The sequence below is a fragment of the Paenibacillus sp. p3-SID1389 genome (genome assembly GCF_025151705.1).
GTDB lineage: Bacteria > Bacillota > Bacilli > Paenibacillales > Paenibacillaceae > Fontibacillus > Fontibacillus phoenicis.
On sequence record NZ_JALXVO010000002.1, the window covers coordinates 38,729 to 63,913 of the forward strand.

The 25,185-nt window shown below is 54.4% G+C and carries 23 protein-coding genes and 3 riboswitches; of the genes, 9 read left to right on the plus strand and 14 right to left on the minus strand.

Features of this window, described 5'->3' with window-relative positions; genetic code table 11:
* Nucleotides 1-124: 124 nt before the first annotated feature.
* The 3 genes from M3G15_RS01095 to M3G15_RS01105 all read right to left on the minus strand — a co-directional run bounded on the left by M3G15_RS01095 (nt 125) and on the right by M3G15_RS01105 (nt 2,731).
* The gene (locus M3G15_RS01095) at nt 125-1,156 is read right to left on the minus strand and encodes an ABC transporter substrate-binding protein (RefSeq protein ID WP_260069832.1); all 1,032 of its coding nucleotides are present in this window, start codon (nt 1,154-1,156) and stop codon (nt 125-127) included.
* Nucleotides 1,157-1,309: 153 nt separating this feature from the next.
* Nucleotides 1,310-1,993: a copper amine oxidase N-terminal domain-containing protein gene (locus M3G15_RS01100; protein WP_260069833.1), complete on the minus strand. Its 684-nt coding sequence runs from the start codon at nt 1,991-1,993 to the stop codon at nt 1,310-1,312.
* 57 nt (nt 1,994-2,050) lie between these two features.
* Entirely contained in the window at nt 2,051-2,731 is a 681-nt protein-coding gene (locus tag M3G15_RS01105; RefSeq protein ID WP_260069834.1) for a hypothetical protein, read from the minus strand.
* Nucleotides 2,732-2,790: 59 nt separating this feature from the next.
* On the opposite strand from M3G15_RS01105, the gene M3G15_RS01110 reads away from it, so the two are divergent.
* From M3G15_RS01110 to M3G15_RS01140, 7 genes are all read left to right on the plus strand, one after another.
* The gene (locus tag M3G15_RS01110; protein WP_260069835.1) at nt 2,791-3,336 is read left to right on the plus strand and encodes a hypothetical protein; all 546 of its coding nucleotides are present in this window, start codon (nt 2,791-2,793) and stop codon (nt 3,334-3,336) included.
* Nucleotides 3,337-3,465: 129 nt separating this feature from the next.
* Nucleotides 3,466-3,939 carry a DinB family protein gene (locus M3G15_RS01115; RefSeq protein ID WP_009226073.1) on the plus strand — a complete coding sequence of 158 codons (474 nt, stop codon included), beginning with the start codon at nt 3,466-3,468 and terminating at the stop codon, nt 3,937-3,939.
* A gap of 465 nt (nt 3,940-4,404) precedes the next feature.
* Nucleotides 4,405-4,448: riboswitch (PreQ1 riboswitch) on the plus strand.
* A gap of 199 nt (nt 4,449-4,647) precedes the next feature.
* On the plus strand, nt 4,648-5,316 hold the full coding sequence (gene queC / locus M3G15_RS01120) for a 7-cyano-7-deazaguanine synthase QueC (RefSeq protein WP_009226072.1): 669 nt from the start codon (nt 4,648-4,650) through the stop codon (nt 5,314-5,316).
* Nucleotides 5,313-5,807: a 6-carboxytetrahydropterin synthase QueD gene (queD, locus tag M3G15_RS01125; RefSeq protein WP_009226071.1), complete on the plus strand. Its 495-nt coding sequence runs from the start codon at nt 5,313-5,315 to the stop codon at nt 5,805-5,807. The genes queC and queD overlap by 4 nt, the downstream gene beginning before the upstream one ends.
* On the plus strand, nt 5,800-6,561 hold the full coding sequence (queE, locus tag M3G15_RS01130) for a 7-carboxy-7-deazaguanine synthase QueE (protein WP_260069904.1): 762 nt from the start codon (nt 5,800-5,802) through the stop codon (nt 6,559-6,561). The genes queD and queE overlap by 8 nt, the downstream gene beginning before the upstream one ends.
* 501 nt (nt 6,562-7,062) lie before the next feature.
* Nucleotides 7,063-7,560, plus strand: a complete 498-nt coding sequence (queF, locus tag M3G15_RS01135; RefSeq protein WP_009226069.1) for a preQ(1) synthase — start codon at nt 7,063-7,065, stop codon at nt 7,558-7,560.
* Nucleotides 7,561-7,619: 59 nt separating this feature from the next.
* Nucleotides 7,620-8,618: a 2-hydroxyacid dehydrogenase gene (locus tag M3G15_RS01140; RefSeq protein ID WP_260069836.1), complete on the plus strand. Its 999-nt coding sequence runs from the start codon at nt 7,620-7,622 to the stop codon at nt 8,616-8,618.
* A 62-nt stretch (nt 8,619-8,680) separates the two neighbouring features.
* Here the strand turns inward: M3G15_RS01140 and M3G15_RS01145 are convergent, their stop codons facing one another.
* Both M3G15_RS01145 and M3G15_RS01150 read right to left on the minus strand, forming a co-directional pair.
* Complete coding sequence (locus M3G15_RS01145; RefSeq protein ID WP_260069837.1) at nt 8,681-9,262, minus strand: PadR family transcriptional regulator; 582 nt, start codon at nt 9,260-9,262, stop codon at nt 8,681-8,683.
* A gap of 6 nt (nt 9,263-9,268) precedes the next feature.
* The gene (locus M3G15_RS01150; RefSeq protein ID WP_260069838.1) at nt 9,269-10,792 is read right to left on the minus strand and encodes an MDR family MFS transporter; all 1,524 of its coding nucleotides are present in this window, start codon (nt 10,790-10,792) and stop codon (nt 9,269-9,271) included.
* 202 nt (nt 10,793-10,994) lie between these two features.
* Between M3G15_RS01150 and M3G15_RS01155 the strand changes: the two genes are divergently transcribed.
* Together M3G15_RS01155 and M3G15_RS01160 are read left to right on the plus strand one after the other, a co-directional pair.
* A complete protein-coding gene (locus M3G15_RS01155; RefSeq protein ID WP_009226065.1) occupies nt 10,995-12,080 on the plus strand; it encodes a M24 family metallopeptidase in 1,086 nt (361 codons plus the stop codon).
* A gap of 258 nt (nt 12,081-12,338) precedes the next feature.
* Entirely contained in the window at nt 12,339-14,030 is a 1,692-nt protein-coding gene (locus tag M3G15_RS01160) for a methyl-accepting chemotaxis protein (protein WP_260069839.1), read from the plus strand.
* Nucleotides 14,031-14,094: 64 nt separating this feature from the next.
* Here M3G15_RS01160 and M3G15_RS01165 read toward each other — a convergent pair whose 3' ends face one another.
* The 9 genes from M3G15_RS01165 to M3G15_RS01205 form a co-directional block, all read right to left on the minus strand.
* Complete coding sequence (locus M3G15_RS01165) at nt 14,095-15,264, minus strand: KamA family radical SAM protein (RefSeq protein ID WP_260069840.1); 1,170 nt, start codon at nt 15,262-15,264, stop codon at nt 14,095-14,097.
* Between the two features lie 161 nt (nt 15,265-15,425).
* Nucleotides 15,426-15,568: riboswitch (cyclic di-AMP (ydaO/yuaA leader) on the minus strand.
* A 23-nt stretch (nt 15,569-15,591) separates the two neighbouring features.
* Nucleotides 15,592-17,247, minus strand: coding sequence for a cobyric acid synthase (locus M3G15_RS01170; protein WP_397376576.1), 1,656 nt, complete (start codon nt 17,245-17,247; stop codon nt 15,592-15,594).
* A gap of 319 nt (nt 17,248-17,566) precedes the next feature.
* Nucleotides 17,567-18,427, minus strand: a complete 861-nt coding sequence (cobS, locus tag M3G15_RS01175; RefSeq protein ID WP_009226061.1) for an adenosylcobinamide-GDP ribazoletransferase — start codon at nt 18,425-18,427, stop codon at nt 17,567-17,569.
* Nucleotides 18,424-19,014, minus strand: a complete 591-nt coding sequence (cobU, locus tag M3G15_RS01180) for a bifunctional adenosylcobinamide kinase/adenosylcobinamide-phosphate guanylyltransferase (RefSeq protein ID WP_016313048.1) — start codon at nt 19,012-19,014, stop codon at nt 18,424-18,426. The genes cobS and cobU overlap by 4 nt, the downstream gene beginning before the upstream one ends.
* Entirely contained in the window at nt 19,014-20,093 is a 1,080-nt protein-coding gene (cobT, locus tag M3G15_RS01185; RefSeq protein WP_009226059.1) for a nicotinate-nucleotide--dimethylbenzimidazole phosphoribosyltransferase, read from the minus strand. The genes cobU and cobT overlap by 1 nt, the downstream gene beginning before the upstream one ends.
* Nucleotides 20,094-20,131: 38 nt before the next feature.
* Nucleotides 20,132-20,923 carry an ABC transporter ATP-binding protein gene (locus tag M3G15_RS01190; RefSeq protein WP_036645964.1) on the minus strand — a complete coding sequence of 264 codons (792 nt, stop codon included), beginning with the start codon at nt 20,921-20,923 and terminating at the stop codon, nt 20,132-20,134.
* The gene (locus tag M3G15_RS01195) at nt 20,920-21,969 is read right to left on the minus strand and encodes a FecCD family ABC transporter permease (protein WP_260069841.1); all 1,050 of its coding nucleotides are present in this window, start codon (nt 21,967-21,969) and stop codon (nt 20,920-20,922) included. The genes M3G15_RS01190 and M3G15_RS01195 overlap by 4 nt, the downstream gene beginning before the upstream one ends.
* Nucleotides 21,966-22,976, minus strand: a complete 1,011-nt coding sequence (locus M3G15_RS01200; protein ID WP_260069842.1) for an ABC transporter substrate-binding protein — start codon at nt 22,974-22,976, stop codon at nt 21,966-21,968. Before M3G15_RS01200 ends, M3G15_RS01195 begins: the two co-directional genes overlap by 4 nt.
* A gap of 246 nt (nt 22,977-23,222) precedes the next feature.
* Nucleotides 23,223-23,433, minus strand: a riboswitch (cobalamin riboswitch).
* 80 nt (nt 23,434-23,513) lie between these two features.
* Nucleotides 23,514-25,094, minus strand: a complete 1,581-nt coding sequence (locus M3G15_RS01205) for a methyl-accepting chemotaxis protein (RefSeq protein WP_127576432.1) — start codon at nt 25,092-25,094, stop codon at nt 23,514-23,516.
* Nucleotides 25,095-25,185 lie beyond the last annotated feature (91 nt).

Sequence of the window (25,185 nt, forward strand, 5' to 3'; positions counted from 1 at the left end):
AATGGGCGTTGGCCATCCACCGGCAGATCTTGTAAGCTGGCTTGCCGGCTGGCGCTAGACATGAAAAAGCCGTTCTGGCGCATCGGCAAACGACGCGAGGAACGGCCCTCTTGGGTTGGTTGTTTTATTTTTGATATTGGCTGACGACAAGGTCCACAAGAATATCCAGCTGCTTCTCCAGATTCAGTCCGTCCACCATCCAGAACTCTTTGTAGTTCAGCAAGTACACGTGGTTATTTTTCACGGCAGGGATGTTCTTCCACACCGGTCCATTCATGACTTCCTCTGCGCGTTCCTTCCCGCCGTCCGGCTCATACACCGTCACGAACATATGGTCCGCAGCATATTCCGGAACGACCTCCAAAGAAATATCCGCGCCTGTGGTCGGGAATACCTCTTTCTCGATCTTCTCCTGCGGCTTCAAGCCAAACATTTCGTACAGGTTATAGCCGGCATCCCGGGTTTTTGGCCATACCCAGAAGTTCTTCGCCCAGATCGAATACGTGCCGACAGTTTCATCGGGTCCGATCACCTCACTGAGCTTGGCTTTGGCCTCCTCGGCTTTTTGCTTATACCGGGTAATAAATTCCTCCGCCTGTTGCTCACGGCCCAGCATTTCACCCACCGTCTTCACTTCCTCCAGCGGGTCAATTCCCTCCCAGCCTGTGGTGGCCAGGGTGACAACCGGACCAATTTTCTTTAATTGCTCAACGATATCGGCCGGTGTATAGGTCGGGACAATAATCAGGTCCGGCTGAAGCTCCAGCACTTTCTCTACTGAGATATCACCGACGCTTTCCACGCCTTCCAGTTCCTTATTCAGCAGAACCGAGTTTTCCAGAGCAAGCGAGCCCGCCCCAACCGGCTTCACGCCGAGAGCCAGCAGATCACCCAGATGCGTAATGGATACAATCCGCTGCGGATTGGTTGGAATCTCAACCTCTTGCCCGGTATAGTCCTTGTAAACCTTCGTTGCCGCTTGTCCTTCGGCGGAATCGTTGGTTCCGTTGCCGGATTGCGCGCTTCCCGCTGCATTATGGTTCGACGCCGCCGCATCGTTTGCCGTATTGCCGCCGTTTTGGCCGCAAGCCGCAAGCACAACTGTCAGCAACAGAACCGTTGCCACCACAAGAAATCGATGTTTGAACACCTTCATTTGTATTGCTCCCCCATTTTCTACTGATAATGATTATCATTATACACAGGCTAGGACAATTAATCAATCGTCAGCCCAAAATAAAGGACCTTCCCTTTGCCATCATCAGGATAGCTTGGGAAGGTCCCTCCATTATCGTTTTGATTGCACCGCTTATTCTCTAACGATAGTGATCCAACCGTCAGCGTCGAAGTCTACGGATGCGCTAAGCGCCTCTGCCAGGAATCGGAGCGGCACGTAAGTCAACCCGTCCTTATGGACAAAGGCTGGCTGGCTCAGCGTTACCACCTTGCCATCCACCGCCGCTTTCTTCGAGCCGACCTTGAGAACGATCTCCTTGCCGGTCAGGTCATCGATCACGACAATCTGGCCAGACCCCGGCGTCCACTTCACTTCGGCGTCTAACTGCTCAGCCAAGTAACGCAACTGTACAAAGGAGATGCCGTTCTTCGTGATCAATCCATAGTAGTCGCTTTGGGTATCGAGCACAAGCTGTCTATGGGTCAAATTAAGGTCTTCTTTGAGCAATTTGTACAGCGGAGCGGAACCCTGGAAATTGCGCAAAATTTGCCCTGGGGTCAACTCCGTTTCCGTCACGTCGATAACACCGACACTCGTATCCACTTGATCCGCGGTTACTGTCCCGCCGATGTTCCACATTTCGCTGTCGCTGCGCACCTTAATCGCAGAGATCGGAAGCTCCTCGGAAGCTGGAAGCGCAATGTTCAAATCCATCGACTGCTTGCGGATGTTCAGCTTGCCGTCAAAATACAGGTCCAGCTTCAACACCGTATCCTTGCCGAATACCGTCGCCAGCTCCGGCGTATTCTCGAACAATTCGTCTACCGTTTCGTCGTAAGAGGCCAGCAGCTCTTCAATACCTTGCTGAAGCTTTTACAGTTCATCCACGGCTTCCTTCTTCGCTTCCTGCGCCTGCTCCGGCGTGATTTCGGCATCCTCTTCGTCCCCCGGCAGTTTCAGGAACGGCATCAGCAGAACGTAATAATCCCCAATCAGGTCTCTGAGCCCTTGCTCATCCTTCACCGCGCTGGCGAGGAACGGCTTAATCAGCCCAAACAGCTCGTCGCCGCGCACTTCCGCATGCAGGTTCGTCAAGCTCAACGTCTCCCCGTTTACCTGCGAGGAAGTTTGCTTCACGGTCAATACCGAAGGGTTCGGGAAATGCTTCAGCACGAATTCCGCCAGTTTGACGGTCAGCTCCTGCGCCCCGGCTTCCAATTCGCTCGTGTCAGGCAGCGTCACGCCCTCAATGGACTGAGGTATGTACAACGGCTGCTTCGCGCCTTCAACCTGCAGCGCAATCCCCTTGTCGTCCATGAAGAAGAGGAACGGAATCTTCTCTCCCTTCAAGCCGACGGAGCCTTTCATCGAAATATGTTTGGTATCCTGCACCTTTGCACTATCGATATTCAGAGAGAAAGAATTAATAAGATCAATTGCTTTTTGGTCCTCCGCAGTCAGCTTGGCCGATTCAGCCGGAACAACTTCGACGGTAACCGTCTGTTTCGACTCACTGCTCGTCGTCTTTGCGCTGTTGGCCAGCGCTTTGGCCACGTCAAACCCGCCGACCGCCTGGCATCCCGTGAGCGCTACCAGCAGGTAAGGAAAGATATTTGCTGGAAGGAAATCAGTTATGGCATGAAGATGAGAACGGAAGGTATGTCGACCGAGCACAGGAAATGGGCATTCAGCAATCGGGATGGGCCTGGGGAGCTCGCTTCTTCGATGCGGATAACAGCGGAAATATGAGCTTGATGGTGACGAACGGTTTTATATCGGCAGATGAGGAGGAGGAGTACTGGTTCGACATGGGGACGCTTGCGACTACGCCAGGTTATATCGTCGAGGATGCGGCCAGTTGGCCTGCATTTCATAACAAAAGCATGTCGGGCTATGAATCCAAGCCCTTATTCTTGAATGATGGCAACGTGTTCACCGACGTGTCCAAGGATGTTGGCATTACCTTTACGGATGACAGCCGGGGCGTGGCAGCTGTCGATCTGTTCAACCGCGGTGTCAACGATCTTGTGTTCGCGAATCAGGGTGCTAAAACGAAGGTATACAAGAGTGAGGTCAGCAATGGGCATCATTGGATCAAGCTGGATCTGATCGGTACCTTTCCGAGCAATCGTGACGCAGTTCAGGAGTCCGTTGATTGAATAAAAGAAGCGGAAGGTTCGATAGGCTTAGCGGGGCGCATTTATGGCGCTCCTATTTTTTCGAAATAAAAGGATTTTATATTTTTTCACATAATTATATTAAGATATCAGAATCTGGGAGGTATTTCGATGGAAAGAAGACATGAGGTATTGTTTGAGCAGCTGCATACATACCGCAGAGAGCTGTTGAAGGTGGTTGAAGACGTGTCGGAAGACGAGGCTGACATTGTACCGGATGGTTTCAACAACAATATCAGATGGAATCTGGGGCATGTGGTTCTGGATCAGTATTTATGGATACGCGTGCTTACGAAAGAGGATATGCCGGTCCCGATGAGCTTTAATCAATGGTTCGGTTACGGAACGAACCCATCGCATTTTACGGACGAAACCCCGTCATTGTCAGAATTGATATCACTGCTTCAGGAGCAGCCTCGCTTCATAGAGCAGCAGTACCGGGATCGGCTGGAGGAGGAGTATCCGCCAACGGATATGGGGATGCATACCCTTGAGCAGGTACTTGTGAGAACGATCTTCCATGAAGGACTTCATATGGGCGCCATTCAGGCCATCAAAAGACAGGCTGCAAACCGCTATCGGTGAGTTTCGCTCGTTTGTGAACCAAATTAGCTCAATTTCATTAAAAATAGTACACCCGACCCTCCCTTCCGTGTCAACTCATTTAAAAATGTTACCGAAGGATAGTGGTTCACTCACGTAATTTTGTTACCCAGTGGAGGCAGACGTTACGGGTTGGCAACCCAGCACCTTCACGGCATTATCAAGGATTACAGATTTTTCATTTCGCGATTTCGCTCTCTTGTATTGATCAGCCAAGGTACGGATTACTTCACGTCGTGTTTTCATGCTCAGTTTCAAAACACATCCCTTCGGTAACATTTCGATGTGAGTGAACCGATGCCTCCTTAGTAACATTTTAACTGAGTGATCGCGCCTTCACTTCCCCTCTGCGCAAAATATGTTATAATGGGGTTTGTGCCTGGAGGCCCGCTCCCCAGTGCATAACGAAATTGAAGAAGAAATCCGTGCTTATTCCTACGGGAATACACGGGAGAGGTTCGAGAACTCCCTCTATAAAAAACTATAAATGCCCTGCCTTGATTCGGCGGGTTCTTCGCGCTCGCATGCCCGTTTGCTGAACGGCAACGGAGTCGCAGCGCCAAGGACACCCTGCCGGTCGAAATGGGCTTGTTTTTTTGTGACCAGTTCAAGAACTCTCTTTCTTCTATCACAATGGGCCGGGAACGAAGGATTCCTGCTTCACTATTAAAGAAGACGGAGGGTTTTTTTATGCTTAAAAAGGAAAAAGCGGTTGTTGTGTTCAGCGGCGGTCAAGACAGCACAACCTGTCTGTTCTGGGCGATCCAGCAATTCGGCGAGGTTGAGGCCGTGACGTTTGATTATGGCCAACGCCATAAGCTGGAGATCGAATGCGCGAAATCGATTACCGCCGAGCTTGGCATCAAGCATACCGTGTTAGACATGAGCCTGCTTGGCCAATTAACGGCCAACGCTTTGACGCGCAGCGACATTGCGATCGAGCATCAGGAGGGGGAGCTGCCAAGCACGTTTGTGGACGGCCGCAACCATCTCTTCCTCAGCTTTGCTGCCGTACTCGCCAAAGGCGTAGGTGCCAAGCATATCGTCACCGGCGTCTGCGAGACCGACTTCAGCGGTTATCCCGACTGCCGCGACGTGTTTGTGAAATCGCTGAACGTGACTTTGAATTTGGCGATGGATTACGAGTTTGTGATCCATACGCCGCTCATGTGGATCGACAAAGCAGAGACCTGGAAGCTAGCCGATGAGCTTGGAGCCTTTGATTTCGTGCGCGAACGGACGCTTACCTGCTACAACGGTATCATCGGCGATGGCTGCGGCGAATGCCCGGCCTGCAAGCTGAGAAAAGCTGGACTGGACAAATACTTGCTGGAACGCCAGGAGGCGAATTCACGATGAACCGGACACCGGGGGAATTTCGCATCGTTGAAGCGCTGCAGAAGCTGGACCAGGACATCCGCCGGGACCAGCTACGTTACCACCGCCGCCGGGTACTGGTGAGCAAGGAATTCACTTTTGATGCCGCGCACCACCTGCATGCGTATGACGGCAAATGCAAAAACCTGCACGGCCACACGTACAAAGTGGTGTTTGGCATCAGCGGCCGGCCGGATGAGATCGGCATGACCGTTGATTTTGGCACGATCAAGGAGATTTGGAAGAACGAAATTGAAGCTTATCTGGACCATCGTTACATTAATGAAACGCTGCCGCCGATGAATACCACCGCCGAAAATATGGTGGTGTGGCTGTTCGAGAAGATGGAGGAGGCGCTGCAATCGGAAGCTTATCGCAATCCGGTGCTGGAGGCCCGGACGGAGTTCGTCCGCCTCTATGAGACGCCAACCAGCTATGCGGAAGCGAGACGGGAGTGGATGCAGGATGAGTAAGGAAGCGACCACACAAGAGCACCGCGAGCTGCCGATCCCCGTCATGGAGATCTTTGGCCCCACCGTACAAGGCGAGGGTATGGTGATCGGACAGAAGACGATGTTCGTCCGCACCGCCGGCTGCGATTATCGCTGCTCTTGGTGCGACTCCGCCTTCACCTGGGACGGCAGCGCGAAGGAGATGATCCGCCGCCTGACCCCGGCGGAAATCCTTGGCGAGCTGCGCGACATCGGCGGCGACCGTTTCTCCCACGTCACCTTGTCCGGCGGCAACCCCGCCCTCCTGTCGCAGCTGGCCAGCTTGGTGGAGCTGCTTCACGCCGAAGGCATCACCGTCGCAGTCGAGACGCAAGGCTCGCGTTGGCAGGATTGGCTGGCCGAGGTCGACCAGGTGACTCTGTCGCCGAAGCCGCCAAGCTCGGGCATGGACACCAACTGGGACGTGCTGGACGATATCGTCGCTAGGCTGGCTGCCCGGCCTCACCCGCTCGCCGTCAGCTTGAAGGTCGTCGTGTTTGACGATGACGATCTGGCTTACGCCAAGCGGGTGCACACTCGCTACCCCAACGTGCCGATGTACGTGCAGGTGGGCAACCCGGACGTGAAGCGGATGGACATCCAGGAGCATGCGTCCGACCTGCTGCGCCGCTACGAAGCGCTCATCGACAAGGTAATGGCCACGCCGGACCTGAACAATGTCCGGGTGCTGCCGCAGCTCCACGCCCTCGTCTGGGGCAACAAACGCGGCGTGTAGCGGAAGTTCAAAAATCGGCTTTCGATCACGAGGCGAATTCGAGGGTGCAGGTTCGACGTCGAATCTTGAATTCAGCCGAGCCTTCCGTTGCTCACATAGCTCCTAGCTATGCTCCGCTACCCAGTCTCTAGCTTCATCCAACCTTCTCGGTGCTCCAAACCCGATTTTTGAACCTTCATTGAAACGGCAGTTCATCAATCGGCTTTCGATCACGAGGCGGATTCGAGGAGGCTGGTTCGGCATCGAATCTTGAATGCAGCCGAGACCTCCACCCCGCGGCTAACGGACACCAGAGACGTTATTTGAGGCTCCGAGGGAGCTTTCCAAATCTACCGGACTCAGTAGACCTTATTTTGATGTAAAACAGCACATCGGCTGCGATAAAAGCCAAATAAGGTCACTGGAGTCCGTTACAACAGGAAATGTCCGGGAAAAAGGCAAATAAGGGCTGTACGGTCCGCTAGATTGCTTTAATGAATATATCTATAAGGAGGGCTTCACATGGCCGGAAGAAAACCCGAAGAAATGCAAGACGTGACCCTGCTGGGCAACCAGGGCGTCAAATACCCTTTTGACTACGCGCCTGAGGTATTAGAGACCTTTGACAATAAACATCCGTACCGTGATTATTTTGTAAAATTCAACTGCCCGGAGTTTACCAGCCTTTGCCCGATCACCGGACAGCCTGACTTCGCCACCATCTACATCAGCTATATTCCCGATATCAAAATGGTGGAAAGCAAGTCGTTAAAGCTCTATCTGTTCAGCTTCCGCAACCATGGCGATTTCCATGAGGACTGTGTGAACATCATTATGAACGATTTGATCAAGCTCATGGATCCTAAGTACATCGAAGTCTGGGGCAAATTTACGCCGCGCGGCGGCATCTCCATCGATCCTTACTGCAACTATGGCCGTCCCGGCACCAAGTACGAAGCGATGGCGGAACATCGCCTGCTTAATCATGATATGTATCCGGAAAAAGTCGATAATCGCTAAATCCTTGTCTACGTGGTGTGCGTAACAATGGATCTATCCCCCTGAGAGAGGAGAACCTCATGAAACCAAAAGTGTTTATCTCCCGGCCGATCCCCCCGGAAGTCGAACATTATCTGGCCGAGCATTGTGAAATCCGCAAATGGGAAGGCGACGAACCGATCACCCGCGCCCAACTTCTAGCCAGCTTAAGCGACGTCGAGGGATTGTTGACCGCGGACCGCAGCATCAATCAGGAGCTGTTGGATCATGCCCCCAAATTAAAAGTTGTCAGCAATATCAGCGTTGGCTACAACAACTTTGATCTCGAGGCGATGAAAGCCCGCGGCGTGCTGGGAACCAACACCTCGGCCGTCCTGAACGACACCGTCGCCGACTTGATTTTCGCCCTGATGCTGGACGTCGCCCGCCGGGTATCGGAACTGGACCGATACGTGAAGGCAGGGAAATGGAAACGCGGTGACGGCCAAAACCTGTTTGGTCTCGACGTCCACCACAAGAAGCTTGGCATCATCGGGATGGGGGAAATCGGCGAAGCGGTGGCCCATCGGGGGCAATTCGGCTTTGGGATGCAGGTGCTGTATCACAACCGCAGCCGGAAACCGGAAGCCGAAGCTAGGCTGGGTGCCGTTTATTGCACCCTGGATGAGCTGCTGAAGGAAGCGGATTTTATCTTGCTGATCACGCCGCTCACACCGGAAACGCGCAAGCTGATCGGCGCTCGGGAATTTGCCTTGATGAAGCCGACGGCTGTGTTCGTAAACGCCTCCAGAGGGGCTACCGTTGACGAGCAGGCGCTGACCGCCGCTTTGCAGAACCGTCAAATCTACGGCGCGGGATTGGATGTGTTCGAGAAGGAACCGATCGATCCGGACCATCCGCTGCTGAAGCTGCCAAACGTAGTGACCTTGCCGCATATCGGATCAGCGACAGACCAAACTCGCCGGCAAATGGCGATGCGGGCCGCTGAAAACCTGGTGGCCGCCCTCGAAGGCCGAACGCCGCCAAGCTTGGTCAAAGAACTGCGGCCGGATGCACCAGACCAAAACTCAAATAGATAAACCTAAAAAAACTCCCCGGATACCGTCAGCGAAAATCGCACACGGTGCCCGGGGAGTTTCTTTTATTCCTCTTCGTTTAGCAAATCAACCGGATCGCGGTCCCCCAACCGTCCGGCCTCGGCATCTTTGAGCAGCCGCCGCAGCCAATTGAGCTCCGTCCGGGCATGCTCGTAACGTCCGACCATCAGGTGCAGCACGCTCCTTGGTACGATCCCCCGATGTTCTTCGTAAACCTGATAGCTCAAATTGACCTCATGCTCCGCTTTCCGAATCCGGTCCTGCAACATGTCGATCAGCTTCTCCCGGTCCCCATACCTGGCAAAGACCAAAGCAACATGCAGCGGATGATATCCGGACACTTCCTCCTGGAACCGATCGATCAGCAACTTCTGAAAATACTCCCGGCCCTTGTCCGTGATCCGATAGACCGTCTTGTCCGGACGGCCCTCGCCATAAATCGTCTCCACCGCCTCGATATGCCCCGATTTGGCCAACTGGTCGACGGCGTAATACAGCGAGCCGATTTTGAAATTGCCGTGCTGGTCGAGGAACCGATCCCGGATACGGATGAGCATCTCATAAGGATGCTGATCCTCCTCGAGCAGCAGACCCAAAATACAAAGACGGATCGCTAAAGCTTTCATTGCTGCTTACCCCCGCTGATTCGACGGCTTTAACGCCTTGCGCTCGATTCGGTCCTTCGGCATGGCGAGCACGACCAGCACTGCGCAAACGGTCGGAATGAGGGCCCACATAAACGTATGGGCGATCGAAATGGACAACGCCTCTGTAATTTTGTCCAAAATCGCCGGCGGAATCAGCGCTCTTTTCTCCGGACTCAGCGCTTCCCGGGTATCGCCGAAATTCCCGCCGCCTTGTCCCATTCCAGCAAACGCATCGGCCATGGCCCCCGACATCAGGTTGCGTTGCACGATACCAAAGATCGTAATCCCCAGCGTCATGCCCAGCGAACGGAGGAACGAGTTGGTTGATGTCGCCGCTCCGCGCTGTCGCATGTCAAAGTGATGCACGGACGCCATACTGAGCACCGAGAAGGAGAAGCCAACGCCAAAGCCGGTCAGGATGCTGTAAAGCGTAAGCAGCATGCGAGACGAATCATTCGTTAACGTGCTAAGCGCAAAGATACCGCCGACGAAGCAAACCACCGACAAGGCCATCACCGTGCGGTATGGTATGCGGGAAGCGAGCATCCCGCCCAGCATGCTGCCGACCACCGAACCGATCATCATCGGCATCAGAATAATGCCGGAGTTGGTCGCCGATCCGCCGTAGACGCCCTGCACGAAGATCGGGATATATACCGTAGCAACGATAAATACACTCCCGTAAAATAAAGCCAACAAACAACTTGTCGCGTAAAGCCGATTTTTAAACATATCAAACGATATGATTGGCTCTTGCGCTTTCGTTTCGAGCAGCAGGAACGCGGCAAACAACACGGCAAATCCCGCAAACAAGCCCAAAATCACGCTGGAATTCCATGCGTATTTCTCGCCGCCCAGCTCCAAGGCAAACATTAGGCACACCACAGCGCCAACCAAAGTAAATGCCCCGCCCCAGTCGATCTGCTGCTTCGCGTGCGTCAGCGACTCCTTGTAGTAGAGGATAATCAACACCAATGACACGATGCCGATCGGTACATTAATATAGAAAACCCAATGCCAACTTAGCGAGTCGGTGATAAACGCGCCCAACAATGGGCCAAAAATACTCGACGTGCCAAACACGGCACCCATGAGTCCGGTCATTTTCCCCCGCTGCTCCACTGGGAAGATATCGTAAATGATCGTAAACGCAATCGGCATCAGCGCTCCCCCGCCGATCCCCTGGATCGCGCGGAAAATACTCAGCTGCACGATGCTTCCGGCGATCCCGCACAACACAGAGCCAAGCAGGAACATGGCGATGCCAAATAAGAAGAAGCGTTTCCGGCCATACATATCCGACAGCTTGCCGAAAATCGGCGTCCCCGCCATCACCGTCACCATATAGGCCGAAGTCACCCAAACGAACTGCTCCATTCCGCCGAGATCGGCAACAATCGTCCCCATGGCCGTCGTCACGATCGTGTTGTCCATCGCCGACATCAGAATCCCCAGCATTAATCCGAACAAGATGAGCCGGGTAGAATTTTTCGTTGCAGTAGCCAACATCTTCTCTCCTTTGTTTCATATTCAAATTTGAATAATCTAACTTCTTCCTATTTTATTGAAAATATTTAAAAAGTAAACCTTTTACCTAAAAAAGCAATCCGTCCCGCCCTGGCCCGCCCGGCGCAACGATCCTAACTATCGTTCCTCCCCGCATTGGCCTATAATAGAACAAGAGACTGAACGAAAGGAAGTTTTTTGCAAAATGAATGATAAATGGACTGCATTAGAACGCAAAATGCGTGAATCCGGCGTCAACACGCTGCTGATCACTGATCCGAAGCATGTGTATTACCTTACCGGCTTTCTGAGCAATCCGCATGAACGCTTCCTCGGCGCCGTCCTTCAGGCGGGAAGCGAGCCTTTTCTGGTCGTCCCTGCGCTGGATGAAGAGGCAGCCCGCAAAGCCGCGGACTTAACGGAGATCATCACCCATAGCGATACGGACGACCCTTACGCCCTCTTGAAGCAACGCCTCGCGGGCTCGCTGGGTACGCTGGGCTTTGAGAAGGAGCAGGTCTCCGTGGCCAACTTCGAGCGAATGCAGGAGAAGCTCTCGTTCTCCGAATCTGTAGATGTTGGATCTTGGCTTCGGGACATGCGGGTGCGGAAAAGCCCAGAAGAAGTCAGCAAGATCAAGCACGCCGTACATCTGATCGAACAGGTGCTTAGCGAATCGCTGAAAAAAGCAACGGAAGGCGTAAGCGAAAACGAGCTTGTTGCGGAAGTCGAGTACCAAATCCGCAAGCTCGGCGCAGACGGGCCTTCCTTCGATTCCATGGTGCTGTCCGGCGAGAAAACTGCCCTGCCGCATGGCGTCCCCGGCGACCGACAAATCCGGCGCGGCGATCTGCTGATGTTTGACATCGGCGTTTATGCGAATGGCTACGCCTCCGACATCACGCGTACCTTCGCGGTTGGCGAGCTGACCGAGGAACTCGTCCGGATTTATGAAACGGTGCTGGCAGCCAATGAAGCTGCGATTGCCGCCATCCGGCCGGGCGTCACCTTCGCCTCCATTGACCGCGCCGCCCGCGAAGTAATCGAAGCTGCCGGCTATGGACCTTATTTTATCCATCGCCTTGGCCATGGGCTGGGGATCGACGTGCACGAGTTCCCTTCGGTTCATGGGGAGAACGAATTTCTCCTCGCAGAAGGCCACGTCTTTACGGTTGAACCTGGCATTTATGTGCCAGGCATCGGAGGAGTTCGTATCGAAGATGATGTGCTAGTCACAGCAACCGGCGTTGAAGTGCTCACATCTTATCCGAAACAATTAACTTATATCTAACATGTAATATAATATTCATACTCGAAGAGCCCTGGCGATCTCCAAAAAATGATTCGCAGGGCTCTCTTTTTAGCTTTTTCCGATAGATTTAGACGTTTTTTTTGAAACTTTTTACGAAAACCAAAAAATGTAGGAATTTTTCGTTTTCAAAGGACCTTTTTTCCTATAAAATGATATTTATGAACCGCTGGTTAAAAAGAAAAGAGAGACAGCCAGGCGTATACTTCACATTTTTTAAGGGGAACGGAGAGGATTTTCGTGTTCAAGGTCATTAATCGCTCCATCAGCCGCAGATTGATGAGTACCTATGCGGTGATTATTGTCGTATCCTCACTTTTATTTAGCGTCAGCTTTTATAACATCTCTATGGGGATCATTGAGCAAAATGTGCTGCCACAGTTCGATAAAGTGCTGCAAACTAGTACTCAAGACATCTTCAAAAGGTTAGATACGACCCAATCCCTGCAATTGCTCAGCGGTAAAGATAACTCCCGTTTTGCGGTGGAATCGTATTTGACGAAGAGCACTAAGGACTACAACTTGAGCACTGCTTATTTACTACATATTCAAGATGACGGCGCTACAGTTCTGGCGACGAATGAGAACTCGGAGATGACCCCCGGCGACAAGCTGGAGCTTCAGCCGGCCATGACCGCTGCGGCCAATGGCGGGGTACAAATCAGTGAGTTGTATACCGACAAATTCGGCTCGCACAAAACAGCTTTCATCGCGATTCCCGGCAGCAAAGCGATGCTCGCCGTGGGCCTTGACGCTACCTTCATCGATAAGAAGAAAGACCAAATTTTATACATCTGTATCGGCATCACCTTGCTTGTCATTGTGGCGGGCATGGCGGCAGCTTACTTTGTTAGTACGCGAATCACGAAGCCGATCCGAAAGCTCGTGACGGTCACGGAACAAATGGCTGGCGGGGACTTCCGCCATACCATCGAAGTGAAAGGAAATGACGAAATCGCCCAATTAGCCGGGAGCTTCCAAACGATGACTCATCAGCTCAAAGACATGTTCGCTGCCGTGATGCAAACGTCCCGGGCGGTCGTCGACGGCTCAGAGAACTTGTCCCGTTCGGTTACGACGTTTGAGGATCTGATCGCCCGTTCCAATGTAGCGACGAAGGAAATCGAAGCCGGCAGCATGACGATTGCGTCCGCAGCAGCCGAAAACGCCCGTGCGATGGAAGAAATTTCGCAAGGTGTACAGCACATTGCCGCTTCGTCTGCCGAAGTCACCGAACAGATTGGACAAGCTGCGGATGAAGCCGGTGCCGGGAATACTTTGGCACAAACGGCGGTTACGCAGATGCAGCATGTAGAAGATGCGGCTAATCGGACGCTGGGGCATATCCGCACGCTGAATGATCGCTCGGAGTCAATTTCAAACGTTGTCGTAACCATTACGGAAATTACGAAGCAAATTAATATTCTGGCACTGAATGCGGCGATCGAAGCGGCACGGGCCGGCGAGCACGGCAAAGGGTTTGCTGTCGTCGCCGAAGAAGTCCGTAAGCTGGCTGAGCAGTCCCGCCAGGCGATGGAGGAAATCGGTGAGAACCTGCTCAGTATTCGAGAAGAATCGGAAAACTCCGTCAACGCTATGCAACGGGCCAGCGAGGAAATCGTCTCCGGAACAGAACGGGTGAAGCAAGCTGGTCAGGCGTTTGAACAATTAACTAAGCTGATTCAGAACGTGAACTTGACGATTCAATCGGTCTCGGCATCCACCCAAGAGGTATCCGCCGGTACCGAGGAAGTGACCGCATCGGTGGAGGAATCCGCCAATATTACCGCCAAGTCGCTCGCTAACATGGAGCAAATCAGCAGCTATTCGCAGCAACAACTGAGCGAAATGGAAAATCACGCGCGTACGGTTCGTTCGCTGCATGAGCAGGCGTTGGCGCTGCAGGAGTCGATCGCAAAATTCCGGATCTGACTCTAAAAACAAAACGTACCCTTCACGCTCTCCTGATCAGGGAAGCGGAAGGGTACGTTTTGTTTTATCCCGTAATGGACACTGCGCTTGCAGCGTCTTCCGTTGGCTGATCCGACTGCGTATCCAACTTCGATTCCGGCTTCTTCCAGTACGCTTCACTGCCTGGCAGATCGTCGAACCAGGTAGCATCATCCGGGCAAGGCAAAATCATAAATTTGCCGTATTCACCGTCCCGGGACTGATGATATTTGAGATAAGCCTGCCCGTTTTCAATGGCCAGGATTTCGATTTTTCCCGAAGAATGGCTCATTGAAAGCCGCACGCGTTTGCCAAGCCCCGATGTACGGGCTTTCGCTTCCTCCACCAGTTGATATGCTCGTTTCAGCGGGATCACGAAATCAGCATTTCCAGCAACGGGACGATTGATAAAGAAATAGTACGGAGTGACGCCGGCCCACGATAAGCGGTCCAGCAATTCGCCAAGCACGGCCGCATCATCATTGATGCCTTTGAGAATCGGCGTTTGATTAACCACGATAGCCCCAGCGTCGTGTAACGCCTGGAACCCTCTTTTGGCTTCAGGGGTAATTTCGCGCGGATGATTGATATGCGCCATGACATAAATCCGTTGGTCTACAGTGGAGAACTCCCTAATCAGATCCAGCAATTCCGGATCTTCATAAATACGCATAGGATTAAAAACAGGAATTTTGGAGCCGAGTCGGATGATTTTTACATGCTCAATGGCTCTTAGCCGTTCGAGAATCGAACGCAGTTTCTTTGTAGCCAAAATCAAGCTGTCACCGCCGGTTAACAGGACGTTGTTGATCTCAGGATGCTGGGCGATATACTCGATGCCAGGCGTGACATCCGCCATCGCTTCCTTCACATCGTTGCGAAACAACCGTTTACGGAAGCAATACCGGCAATAGGAGCCGCAAACCTCGGACACGATCAGCAGCGCGGTCGTGCGGTATTTATGCTGGCAGCCAGGCACCACATAGTTCGCCGCTTCGTCGGAAGCGTCCCAACGCCCGTATTCCTTCAGCTCTCCCGTATTGGGGATCACCAACTTGCGGATCGGGTCCTCTGGATCATTCCAGTCGATCAAATTCAAATAGTAGTCATTCACCCGAAAAACGAATTTGTCCGTAATCGGTTTCAACTCCTGCCGCTCCTGCTCGGACAACTGGCTCACCTTGGCAATATCGGTGATGTACTTCGGACTAGCCATAAATCCTCTCCTCCTTTAATAGTGCGATGCGTAAAGAAGAAGCTCGAAACTTGCAGTGAATGCGAGTACTCCGCCGAATGCTCGGGTCAAAGGTCTTGCAGAACGCAAAAAGACCCCGCTTCAAAGAACAGGGTCATTAATTGATGACTGAAATAATATTAAAATGACCCATCCACTGCAAACGAGGTTAGCTGACGGGCTCGGGAAAGATGGTTCCCTACGTTAATCCTACAACGATTCGCCCCAAAAGATTGGTTCCCCCGCTTTTCGACTTTACCCATCGAAAATTAAGCGTACTTTTATCCTACCCTAACATCACCCGATTTGTCAAAGCTTACCTTGGATCCCGGCGATGTCGTAAATGAGATCCATGCGCAAATGCCTGCGAACCTGCTCCGCTAACCGATCGAAGGCTTCCTCCTTCCGCGAGGAAGAAACAAAGGTGACGCTCAAAGGTTCGAGCCCTTTGCTCGTACGCAGTCCGTCCAGCCAAGCACGTCGCCAGGCATCATTATGGAACACTCCGTGCAGATACGTCCCAAACACCCTGCCATCGGCGCGGGCTGCGCCTTCCGGATGTGTTTGCGTCTCAGCCTGTTCTAACTCCGGGGCTGTCCCTGACCCTTGTACTGGCTCCTCATTGACCCGAAGCATAAATAAGGGACGAGTGTCCCGCAGCTGCTGGGTCGAGCCGGCATGAATCTCATAGCCTGAGATCGGCAGCCGGCGGTTCTTAGAGTGCAGCGATATCGGCTGGTCCTCGCACGTATAGCCGTGCACCCGTACCGTTTTTTTGCCTGGGAGGAAGGTTGTTGCCAAGTGGAGCAGGCCCAATCCTAACGCAGACCTCGGTTCATTGGACTCCACGCCTTCGGGGTCATGCAGTTGTTCTCCCAGCATTTGATATCCGCCGCAGATTCCGACCAGCTGGGTGCGCGTCTCCTCTTCAATCAGGCTGCAAATAGCCTCCGCCAGCCCTTGCCTACGCAAAAATTCCAGATCGCTGATCGTATCCTTGGTCCCCGGTAAAATCACCGCATCGGGATGCCCAAGCTCCGACAGCTTGCTTACATAACGTAGCGACACGTCCGGTTCGGCGGCCAACGGATCAAAATCGGTGAAGTTGGAAATATGCGGGTAACGGATGACTGCGATGTCCAGTTCCTTACTTGGCGCTTGCTCTGGATGGGCAGGATAGGTATCCAGGACAACGGAATCCTCTGCTTCGATATCCAGATCAGGCAGAAAGGGGAGCACTCCTAGTACGGGGATTCCGGTCCGCTGCTCCAGCCAATCCAGCCCGGGCTGCAATAGAGACAAATCGCCGCGGAACTTGTTGATAATGAACCCTTTTACGCGGGCGCGTTCGTGTGGCTCAAGCAGCTCCAGGGTACCAACGAGAAAAGCAAAAACGCCGCCGCGGTCAATATCCCCCACCAAGATCACGGGAGCATCCGCCCATTCAGCCAAGTTCATGTTGACGATATCCCGTTGCTTCAGGTTGATTTCCGCCGGGCTCCCAGCCCCCTCGATCACCACAATGCCATGCTTGTCGCGGAGCCGGCTGAGCGCTTCCATCACCAGCGGCTTGGCTTTAGGCAAAAATTCCTCACGATAATCAGATGCGCTTAAGTGGCGGTAAGGACGCCCATGAACAACGATCTGCGAATGCATGTCCCCAGTTGGCTTGATCAGTACCGGATTCATGTCGGTGGTGGCGGCAATGCCGCAAGCCTCCGCCTGAATGCCTTGGGCCCGTCCAATCTCTTGGCCGTCCGCTGTAACATACGAGTTCAAAGCCATATTTTGCGACTTAAACGGAGCTGGTCTAAGCCCATCCTGCGCAAAAATACGGCACAGCGCCGTCACGATCACGCTCTTGCCCACGTCAGACGCCGTCCCTTGAACCATGAGTACAGCACCTGATGCTGATGCGCTTTTTTCCTGATCCTGATCCAGAAGCTTCTTATGATTTTCGCCCATCGCGTTCCCCTCCTTTCCAAACCGTGCAGCAGTGTAGTATCTTGCCAGGGCCTTTTACACCATTATCCCCTTCGATCAGGTGGTGGTGATGACGCTCGACCTTTCCACCATTATCCCTTTCATTCAGCATACGGTGATAATGCACGATTTTGATTCTCCGCTACTTAACAGTCGACCTGTTTCTCTTAGGATTCTCGATTAATCTGTCCAGCTCTAACCTTCTTCTTTTCTCCTTGGTTCTGATTCAAGGGGATAATGATGCAAAAGCGCTCGCCGTAGAAGGTCCCCTCCCCCAAGAGCACCTCCGCTCCGCGAGTTATCAATGGGCAAAAATCAGCACTGCAAGCAGCAACAGGACAGCTTCCAACCCTTCGCCCAGCGCCCCGTAGGTATCGCCGGTCAAACCGCCGAGCTTGGCATTGATTCGTCGAGCGGCCCAAGTTCCCGCCGCCCAGGCGATAAAGGGAGACAGGCCGATAAACAGCAGCGATCGCAGCAAAGCCGATTCCTCCATTCCTCCCAGCAACACGAGCAAAGTGAGCAGCAACACTACAACGGATATCGTCACCGCCATGATGGTGCTCCCCCAGGCATCCCGTTCGCTGAAGCCGTGGAATTGCGCAGCCAATCCCTCACCTTGCCGGGCCATGGGCCAGCGGTGCATCGCCCGGGTCATAAACCACCGGCTCCACAGAGGTGCCAGCCATATCGCCAGCCCTGACGTCAGCAGGCCCCCTTGGAAGAGCGAGGTCAGCAGCGAGGCTTTGAGCATCAGCAATAGGACGCAGGCCAGCACGCCCATGGCGCCTACCCGGCTGTCTTTCATGATCTCAAGCATCTTGTCGCGTGACCGGTAGCTCAGCAGTCCGTCGGCCGTATCCATCCAACCGTCCAAATGCAAACCTCCAGTTAATCCAACCCAAATCAATAAGGAAAGGATGGCTGCCGGGTACGAAGGAAGCAGCCAGTCGGCAAGCAAGCCGCCTGCCCAGACGACAGCGCCGATTGCTGCTCCGACAAGCGGATAATAGGGGATACTGCGCCGCAGCAAGTCCGTTGTAAAATCCAGTTCAGCCCGTACCGGAAAGCGTGACAGAAACTGGAAGGCCGCCAAGATCGGCTGCAGAGCTCCATGCTTATCCGCCCCGGAGGGCGCTTTGTGCTCTGGTCCGTTCGTCATAAGCGATACTCCCTGCTTTTCAACTCGATGGGGATGCCGGCGGTAACCAGAAACACCTGATTCGCGATCGACGCCATCGTTCGGTTCAGCAGCCCGGCCCAATCCCGATATTGCCGGCCAAGCGGATACTCCGGCACGATCCCGCTGCCGACCTCATTTGTAACCATCACCAAAGTGCCGGGAAAAGCCTCGGCCGCAGCGGTCAACCGCTCAATTTCCCGCGTCAAAACGGCGTCCACACCATCGGCCTGTTCCGATGCGCTCAGCAGCACGTTCGACAACCATAACGTCAGGCAGTCGACCAGCACAACCGGACCCGCGGCTTCGGCGGCCGCGCCCTCCTTTGCAACGGGCCGCTTACCTAACTCCTGCAGCATCTCTGCTAGTTCAAGCGGCGCTTCATGCGTCGTCCAGGTGAACCCGCTTTGCTCCCGCTGGAGCTGGTGCAACCTGATACGGGCCTTCATCTCATCGTCAAACGCTTGCGCCGTTGCAACGTAATCAGCGGATGTTGCCTGTTTCATGACCCAACGTTCAGCGAATGTGCTTTTGCCGCTGCGGGCTCCGCCGGTCACCAGGATCTTCATCACTCGGTCCCCCCACCATTTCCTTCACCGGACGCGACGCCCGCGCTTTCGAACGTCGCCATTTCAGCAACGATCCGGCAAGCCGCATCTACAAGATGGAGCGCCAGCACGCCGCCTGTGCCTTCCCCAAGCCGCATATCCAGCTCCAGCATCGGGTTAAGGCCAAGCTCCTGCAGGAGCGCACGGTGTCCCTGCTCGTGGGAGACGTGCGAAGCAATAATATAGTCGGCCACATTCGGCTGTATACGTACCGCCAGCAGCGCGGACACAGTTGAAATAAAGCCGTCGATCACGACCGGGCAGCGATGAGCTGCGGCTCCCAGAATGACGCCAGTCATTCCGGCAATCTCCAGCCCGCCGACCTTAGCTAGCACGTCCAGCGGATCGTTGGCATTCGGGCGATTGACCTCCAGCGCCCGCTCCACGACGGAAATTTTGTGCCGAAGCCGTTCATCGTTGACCCCGGTTCCACGCCCAACGCTCTGCTGCGGTGCGATCCCCGTCAGACTGCTCATGATCGCAGCGCTGGCTGTGGTGTTTCCGATACCCATCTCCCCGGTGACGAACAGTCGAACGCCTTGGGACACCGCATCAGCCACCACCTCGGCCCCAACTCGAATGGCGGCTTCGGCTTCCTCCCGGCTCATCGCCGGTCCCTTGGCCATATTTCCTGTCCCGTAACGCAACTTACGTTGCAGCAGCCCCGGATGTGACATCTCTGCATTCACCCCGATATCCACGCAAACGACGTCAGCCGAAGCCTGGCGTGCCAGCACATTCACCGCTGCGCCGCCGGCCAAAAAGTTATGCACCATCTGCGGCGTCACTTCTGCCGGAAACGCGCTGACCCCTTCCTCACAAACGCCATGGTCCGCCGCCATTACGATTACCGACCGTTTTGGAAACTCCGGACGAATGATTCCCGTGATGCCTGCCAGCTTCACTGCCAATCCTTCCAACTTCCCGAGACTTCCCGGCGGCTTCGTCAACTGGTCCAAATGGACCTGCGCCGCTTTCATCGCTGCTTCGTCCAAAGGAGTAATTGCTTGCGCAAGCTGTTCGACTGAATTGTATGCCATAACCATATTCCCCTTTTCTGTATTACTGACTCGTACCCTTAACCTAAACTTGCCCGGCGCAGCAATAGCTGCGGAACGTCCGAATCCGGATGAACCACTTGGTGGGCCTGAACTCCAAATACGGTTTCAACCAGCTCCGGTGACAAAATGCCGTCCGGCGCGCCTTGCGCCACAATTTGCCCGCCGCTCATCACTAAGAGATGGCTGCAAAACAAGGCAGCCAAATTCAAATCATGCATCACTGAAACGACGGTAAGTCCGGCATCGCGCTGCCATTCGGCCACCAGCTCCATAAATTGCATCTGGTAACGCAAATCCAAATAGGTTGTTGGTTCATCGAGCAGCACCAGCTCGGGCTGCTGAGCCATCACCTTCCCAAGTGCTACCCGCTGGCGTTGCCCCCCGCTAAGCGCACTCAGCGGACGATGCTCCAGCTCCTTCAGGTCGAGACGTTCCATAATTCCATCAATGAGGCGTTCGCCTGCCTTCGCCCCGCCGATCTCCTTGCCGCGCCAATCCTGATGGGCGAACCGCCCCATTTCCACCACTTCACGCACCGTAAAAGCCACAGCCGGAAGCCCGTCCTGCTGAAGGACGGCGACCTTGCGCGACAGCTCCTTGCGCGAATACGACGAAAGCGGTCGTCCGCTCAACGCAATCTCGCCGGCATCCGGCTTCTCCACGCCGGAGATCAAGTTGAGCAAGGTTGTTTTGCCGCTGCCGTTGGGTCCAATCAAGCCCCAAAACTCACCGGAGCCAACCTGCCAGTCCACACCGTGAAGCACCTCCAGCCGGCCAAACGCCTTGGCAACCCCAGACACCTTGATCAACGCAGCTCCTCCTCCCTCTGTTTCTTCTTCCGATACAACAGATACCCAAAGAAAGGCGCCCCCACAAAGGCGGTGACGATGCCCAGCGGGACCTCCGTTGGAGCCAGCAGCGAGCGAGCCGCCAAGTCGCTCCACATCATAAATATCCCGCCGCCCAGCGCCGACAAAGGAATGATCAGCCGATAATCCGGGCCGGTGATCAGACGGATCATATGCGGAACGACCAGGCCTACGAATCCGATTACCCCTGACACGGATACCGCAGCCGCCGTCATCAGTGTAGCAACGAGCAACACAGCTAGTTTGGTTCGTTCTACGGCCATCCCGGAATGGGAGGCTTGACGTTCACCTAAAGTCAGCAGGTTCAAATGTTTAGCCCGGCTCCAAAGGAATAAGGCTCCCAGCAGCAAATACGGCAAAAGGATGGCCGTATACGACCATCCGCGCAAGCTTAAACTGCCCATCGTCCAATAGTAAATTTCATTAATGGTTTTCTTCGACATTGCCGTTAAAAAGGAGACAACAGCCCCTAGGAACGATTGCATCACGACGCCGGACAAAACCAGACTTTCAATCGGCAGCCGTCCGTTCTCTCTAGCCAGCCAGATCACGATCCATAACGTAACCGCCCCCGCCAGGAACGCAACCATCGGAAGCGTAAAGATCCCAAACAGGGAAAACTGCCATCCGAAAAAGATCAGCACCGCCGCACCGATTGCCGAACCTGACGATACGCCCAGTGTAAACGGATCCGCCAGCGGGTTGCGCAGCACCCCTTGGAAGCCGGCGCCCGCTACGGCGAGCGAAGCGCCGACCAGCATCCCGAGCAGCACGCGAGGCAACCGGACCTGGACGACGATTTGCTCTGCTGCCATCGTCCAATCCGGCGTGATCAGGCGGTCTAACCCCGGGAGCCTGTGCAGCAAGATCGCCGCGATTTCTCCAGCAGGCACATAAACGGAGCCGATGCCGATGCAGAGCAGCAGCGTCACAACCAGGAGCAAGAGCCCGATGACTCCGTATCCGGCGAATTTGCCGCGCTTCATGGCTGGATCAAATCCGGGTGAACCGCCTTGGCCACTTCAATCAGCCCTTGCGTGACGCGAGGGCCCGTACGGCTCAGCAGGTTATCGTCCAGAGCGATAATGCGGTTCTCCTTCACGGCCGTAATTTGGTCCCAGCCTGAACGGCCTTTGATGATGTCCGCTAACGTCTTGTTATTTTCGTCAACAACGCTTTTCGCGTATAAAATGACGTCCGGGTTCGCTTGGATAATTTGTTCCTCATTGATCTCGGACCATCCCTTGACATCGGAAGCAACGTTGATGCCGCCAGCTAACGTGATCATCTCATCCATGAATTCGCCTTTGCCAACCGTCCATCCCGGAGAAAACTCGATGTAGACCTTCTTCTTCTGGTCTTCACTTAGCGAAGCTACCGCATCAGTTACCGTTTGGACCTCTTCCTTCATCTTGCCGACCACTTCAGCAGCTTCAGCCTGATGGTTGGTAATTTCGCCGATCGTCCGAATATGCTCCATTACTTCGTTGATCGTCTTCGGATTGGACTGGAACACTTTATATCCCATATTCGTCAAGTTTTTGACCGTTGCTTCATCGATCAGGCTCGCCGCAAGAATTAGGTCCGGCTGCGCCGCGACGATTGCCTCGACATTCACCTGGAACCCGCCCATCCGCGGTTTGTCCTTCACCGCTTCAGGATAATCATCCAGGTCGGATACGCCAGCGACTTGCTCGTCCAGTCCCAGTGCAAACAGCGTTTCCGTCTCCGAAGGCGCCAGCGAGACGATACGTTCCGGCGCGGCTTCAAACGTAAACTCTTTACCGGTAGAATCAGTGACGGTATAAGGGTAAGTCGTCTCTTGTGCCGCCGAATTGTCCGCCGCCGCGTTCGTTCCAGCGTTTTGCGTCGGTTGTGCAGCGTCCGCTGTGTTCCCTATCCCCGGGGTGACGGCGTTATTGTTACCGCAGGCCGCAAGCACCAGCAGCAACGCCAGCAGCCACAGGCTTCCTAGTCTTCTCCAGTTTTTCATCTCCAGATCTCCCCTTGCTTTATTTTTCAGTAAATAAAGAAACGCCTTGTGTTCCAGCGGTACGTTGTGCAGCCGGCGGCGAAGAAGTCTGGCTAACCCTCTACCGGCACAAAGAAAAAACCCCAATCCTAGCGGATGGGGTTACGTCTACAAAGTCATGCTGTGCGCACGCAAAGCGGAGAGACTCCACGATGGCAGCGCCAAGCCATGATGCTCTTGGCAGAACGTTATCCTTTCCTCGAAGGACCGTCTTGAATTCCCGTGGCAGGTCTCCTGACTTCCAGGTCTCGACGAAAACTCGCCTTCCCATCTCCCTTCGCGGGCGACAGTGGCATCATGAGCTCGTCCCTGTTTACAGTGGCGGGACCGTGCCGGATTTGCACCGGCTTCCCTTTTAACCCGAAGCGGTACGGCATGCTTCACCGTTGCTCCAGGACCTACGGGCACAAATTGTACGCTTGTCTTAAGGCTTTCTTCTCTATTGGATTATAGGGGAAAAGCGGAGGACTGACAATAACTAATCCGTTATTCCTTTGTTTAGCCCCGTTCTAAAGACAAATCGGCTCCCAGGACACCAATGACTTCACCTTCCCGGACAATCGGCACGGCCAGCGTCATGCAACGCCGCTTGGTGATCGCGGAGATATACACTTCGGAGACGACCGTCTCTCCGGCAATCGCCTGGCGGAACCAGTCCCGTCCTTTGGCGTTAAGCAAGCCGGCTTCCGGAATGGATACGATAAAAGAGCCGTCCTTGCGGTTCGACCAGGCCGCTTCTAGACCAGGCTCTGCGGCTAACAGCTGCTCCAGTGCAGCCCGGTGACTAGCCGGCTCCAGCATGCGGAAACCTGGCTGTTCGGCTGCCTCCAGCAGCTTCCGGGCATAGGCTTGACCAAGGGCCACCGCGTCTTCGCCACCGGCAGCCGGATCCGCCCCGGAATGGACGGAGTTCAATGATACCATCAGTTCGCCCTGGGCCCGATCCAAGCCCACGACCACCGTCTGCAGCTTGGAAATATGCTCTCGCTCCGATTCCATCCGAGCCAGCGCTCCCTCCACATGGGTGATGCTCCGATTGAGAGCCTCATGCACCTCGCTTAGCATCGCCTCCATATTCCGCGTCAGCTCGGCTTGTTCCCGGCTTCGCTGTCCCGCCTCGGCAACCAGCCCGTTCACCTCTGCCACTTCATCCGCAATGAACCGGATGTCCTCCCCCATTCGCTTCATCAGCGAAATTCCTTCCAGGGCCGAGTCACGTCCCTCTATCAGCGTGGACTTCACACGCTCGACATCCGCCGAGATTTGCTGGAACAACGGGGCGGAGGAGTTGATCGCCCTGGTGCTTTGATCCGCCAACTGGCGCATGCGCACAGCGACGACATCGAAACCTTTCCCCTGCTCGCCCAAACGAGCCGCCTCGATCGACGCATTCAGCGCAAGCAACGCGACCTCTGCCGCGATCTCCTCCAAGCTACGATACAATGCGCCCAGCTTCCGGGTGTTCCCCTCCAGATCCTCCATCGGCCCCACGATCGACTCTTGGGATTGCGCCAAAGAACGAATGGTGCCGTCTACGGTTTCGAGCGCTCCCGCCATACGCATGGCCTCGGCTCGAGTGTTTTCGCTGCGGGTAAGCAAATGCCCCGCTGCGTCATGGATTTGGGAGGCCGAGGCCGCCACCTCTTCCATTGCCGCCAGGCTCTCCTGCACCTGTTCCAGCGAACGTTCGCTGCTTTGCTTGAGCTTCAGATCCTCGGCCGCTGCAGTATCGGCTAATCGTTGCAGCTGCTCGAGGCTCTCGCTCACTTCGCCAACCGCCGCCTGCAGTCGATCCGCCGCCACTAGCGACTCATTGAATACTGCCGTCCAATCGGTTTCCTCCCGCTGGGATTCACCTGTCCCCGAAGGAGAACGCTTGCCCGCCAGCGCCCCGCCTCCCAGTGCTGCCCGCAGGCCGGTTCCAAAGAACAACGAAGACCCCAAGCTGAGCAAAGTAAATAGCACAAGGCAGGGGATATACCATGGCGTCTTTGCCCATAACGCACAAACAGCCAGGACCGCCGTGAAGCCGACACTAAGCCAAGCAGCGATTCTTCCCAACCTTTCGTTCCGATTCATACTCCCACCCCTGATATGTAAATTTTGCTAACATTATAGAATAGGACTAAAGGTATAGAAAGGAAAAATTTAGGCATTCCGAAGTTGGGTG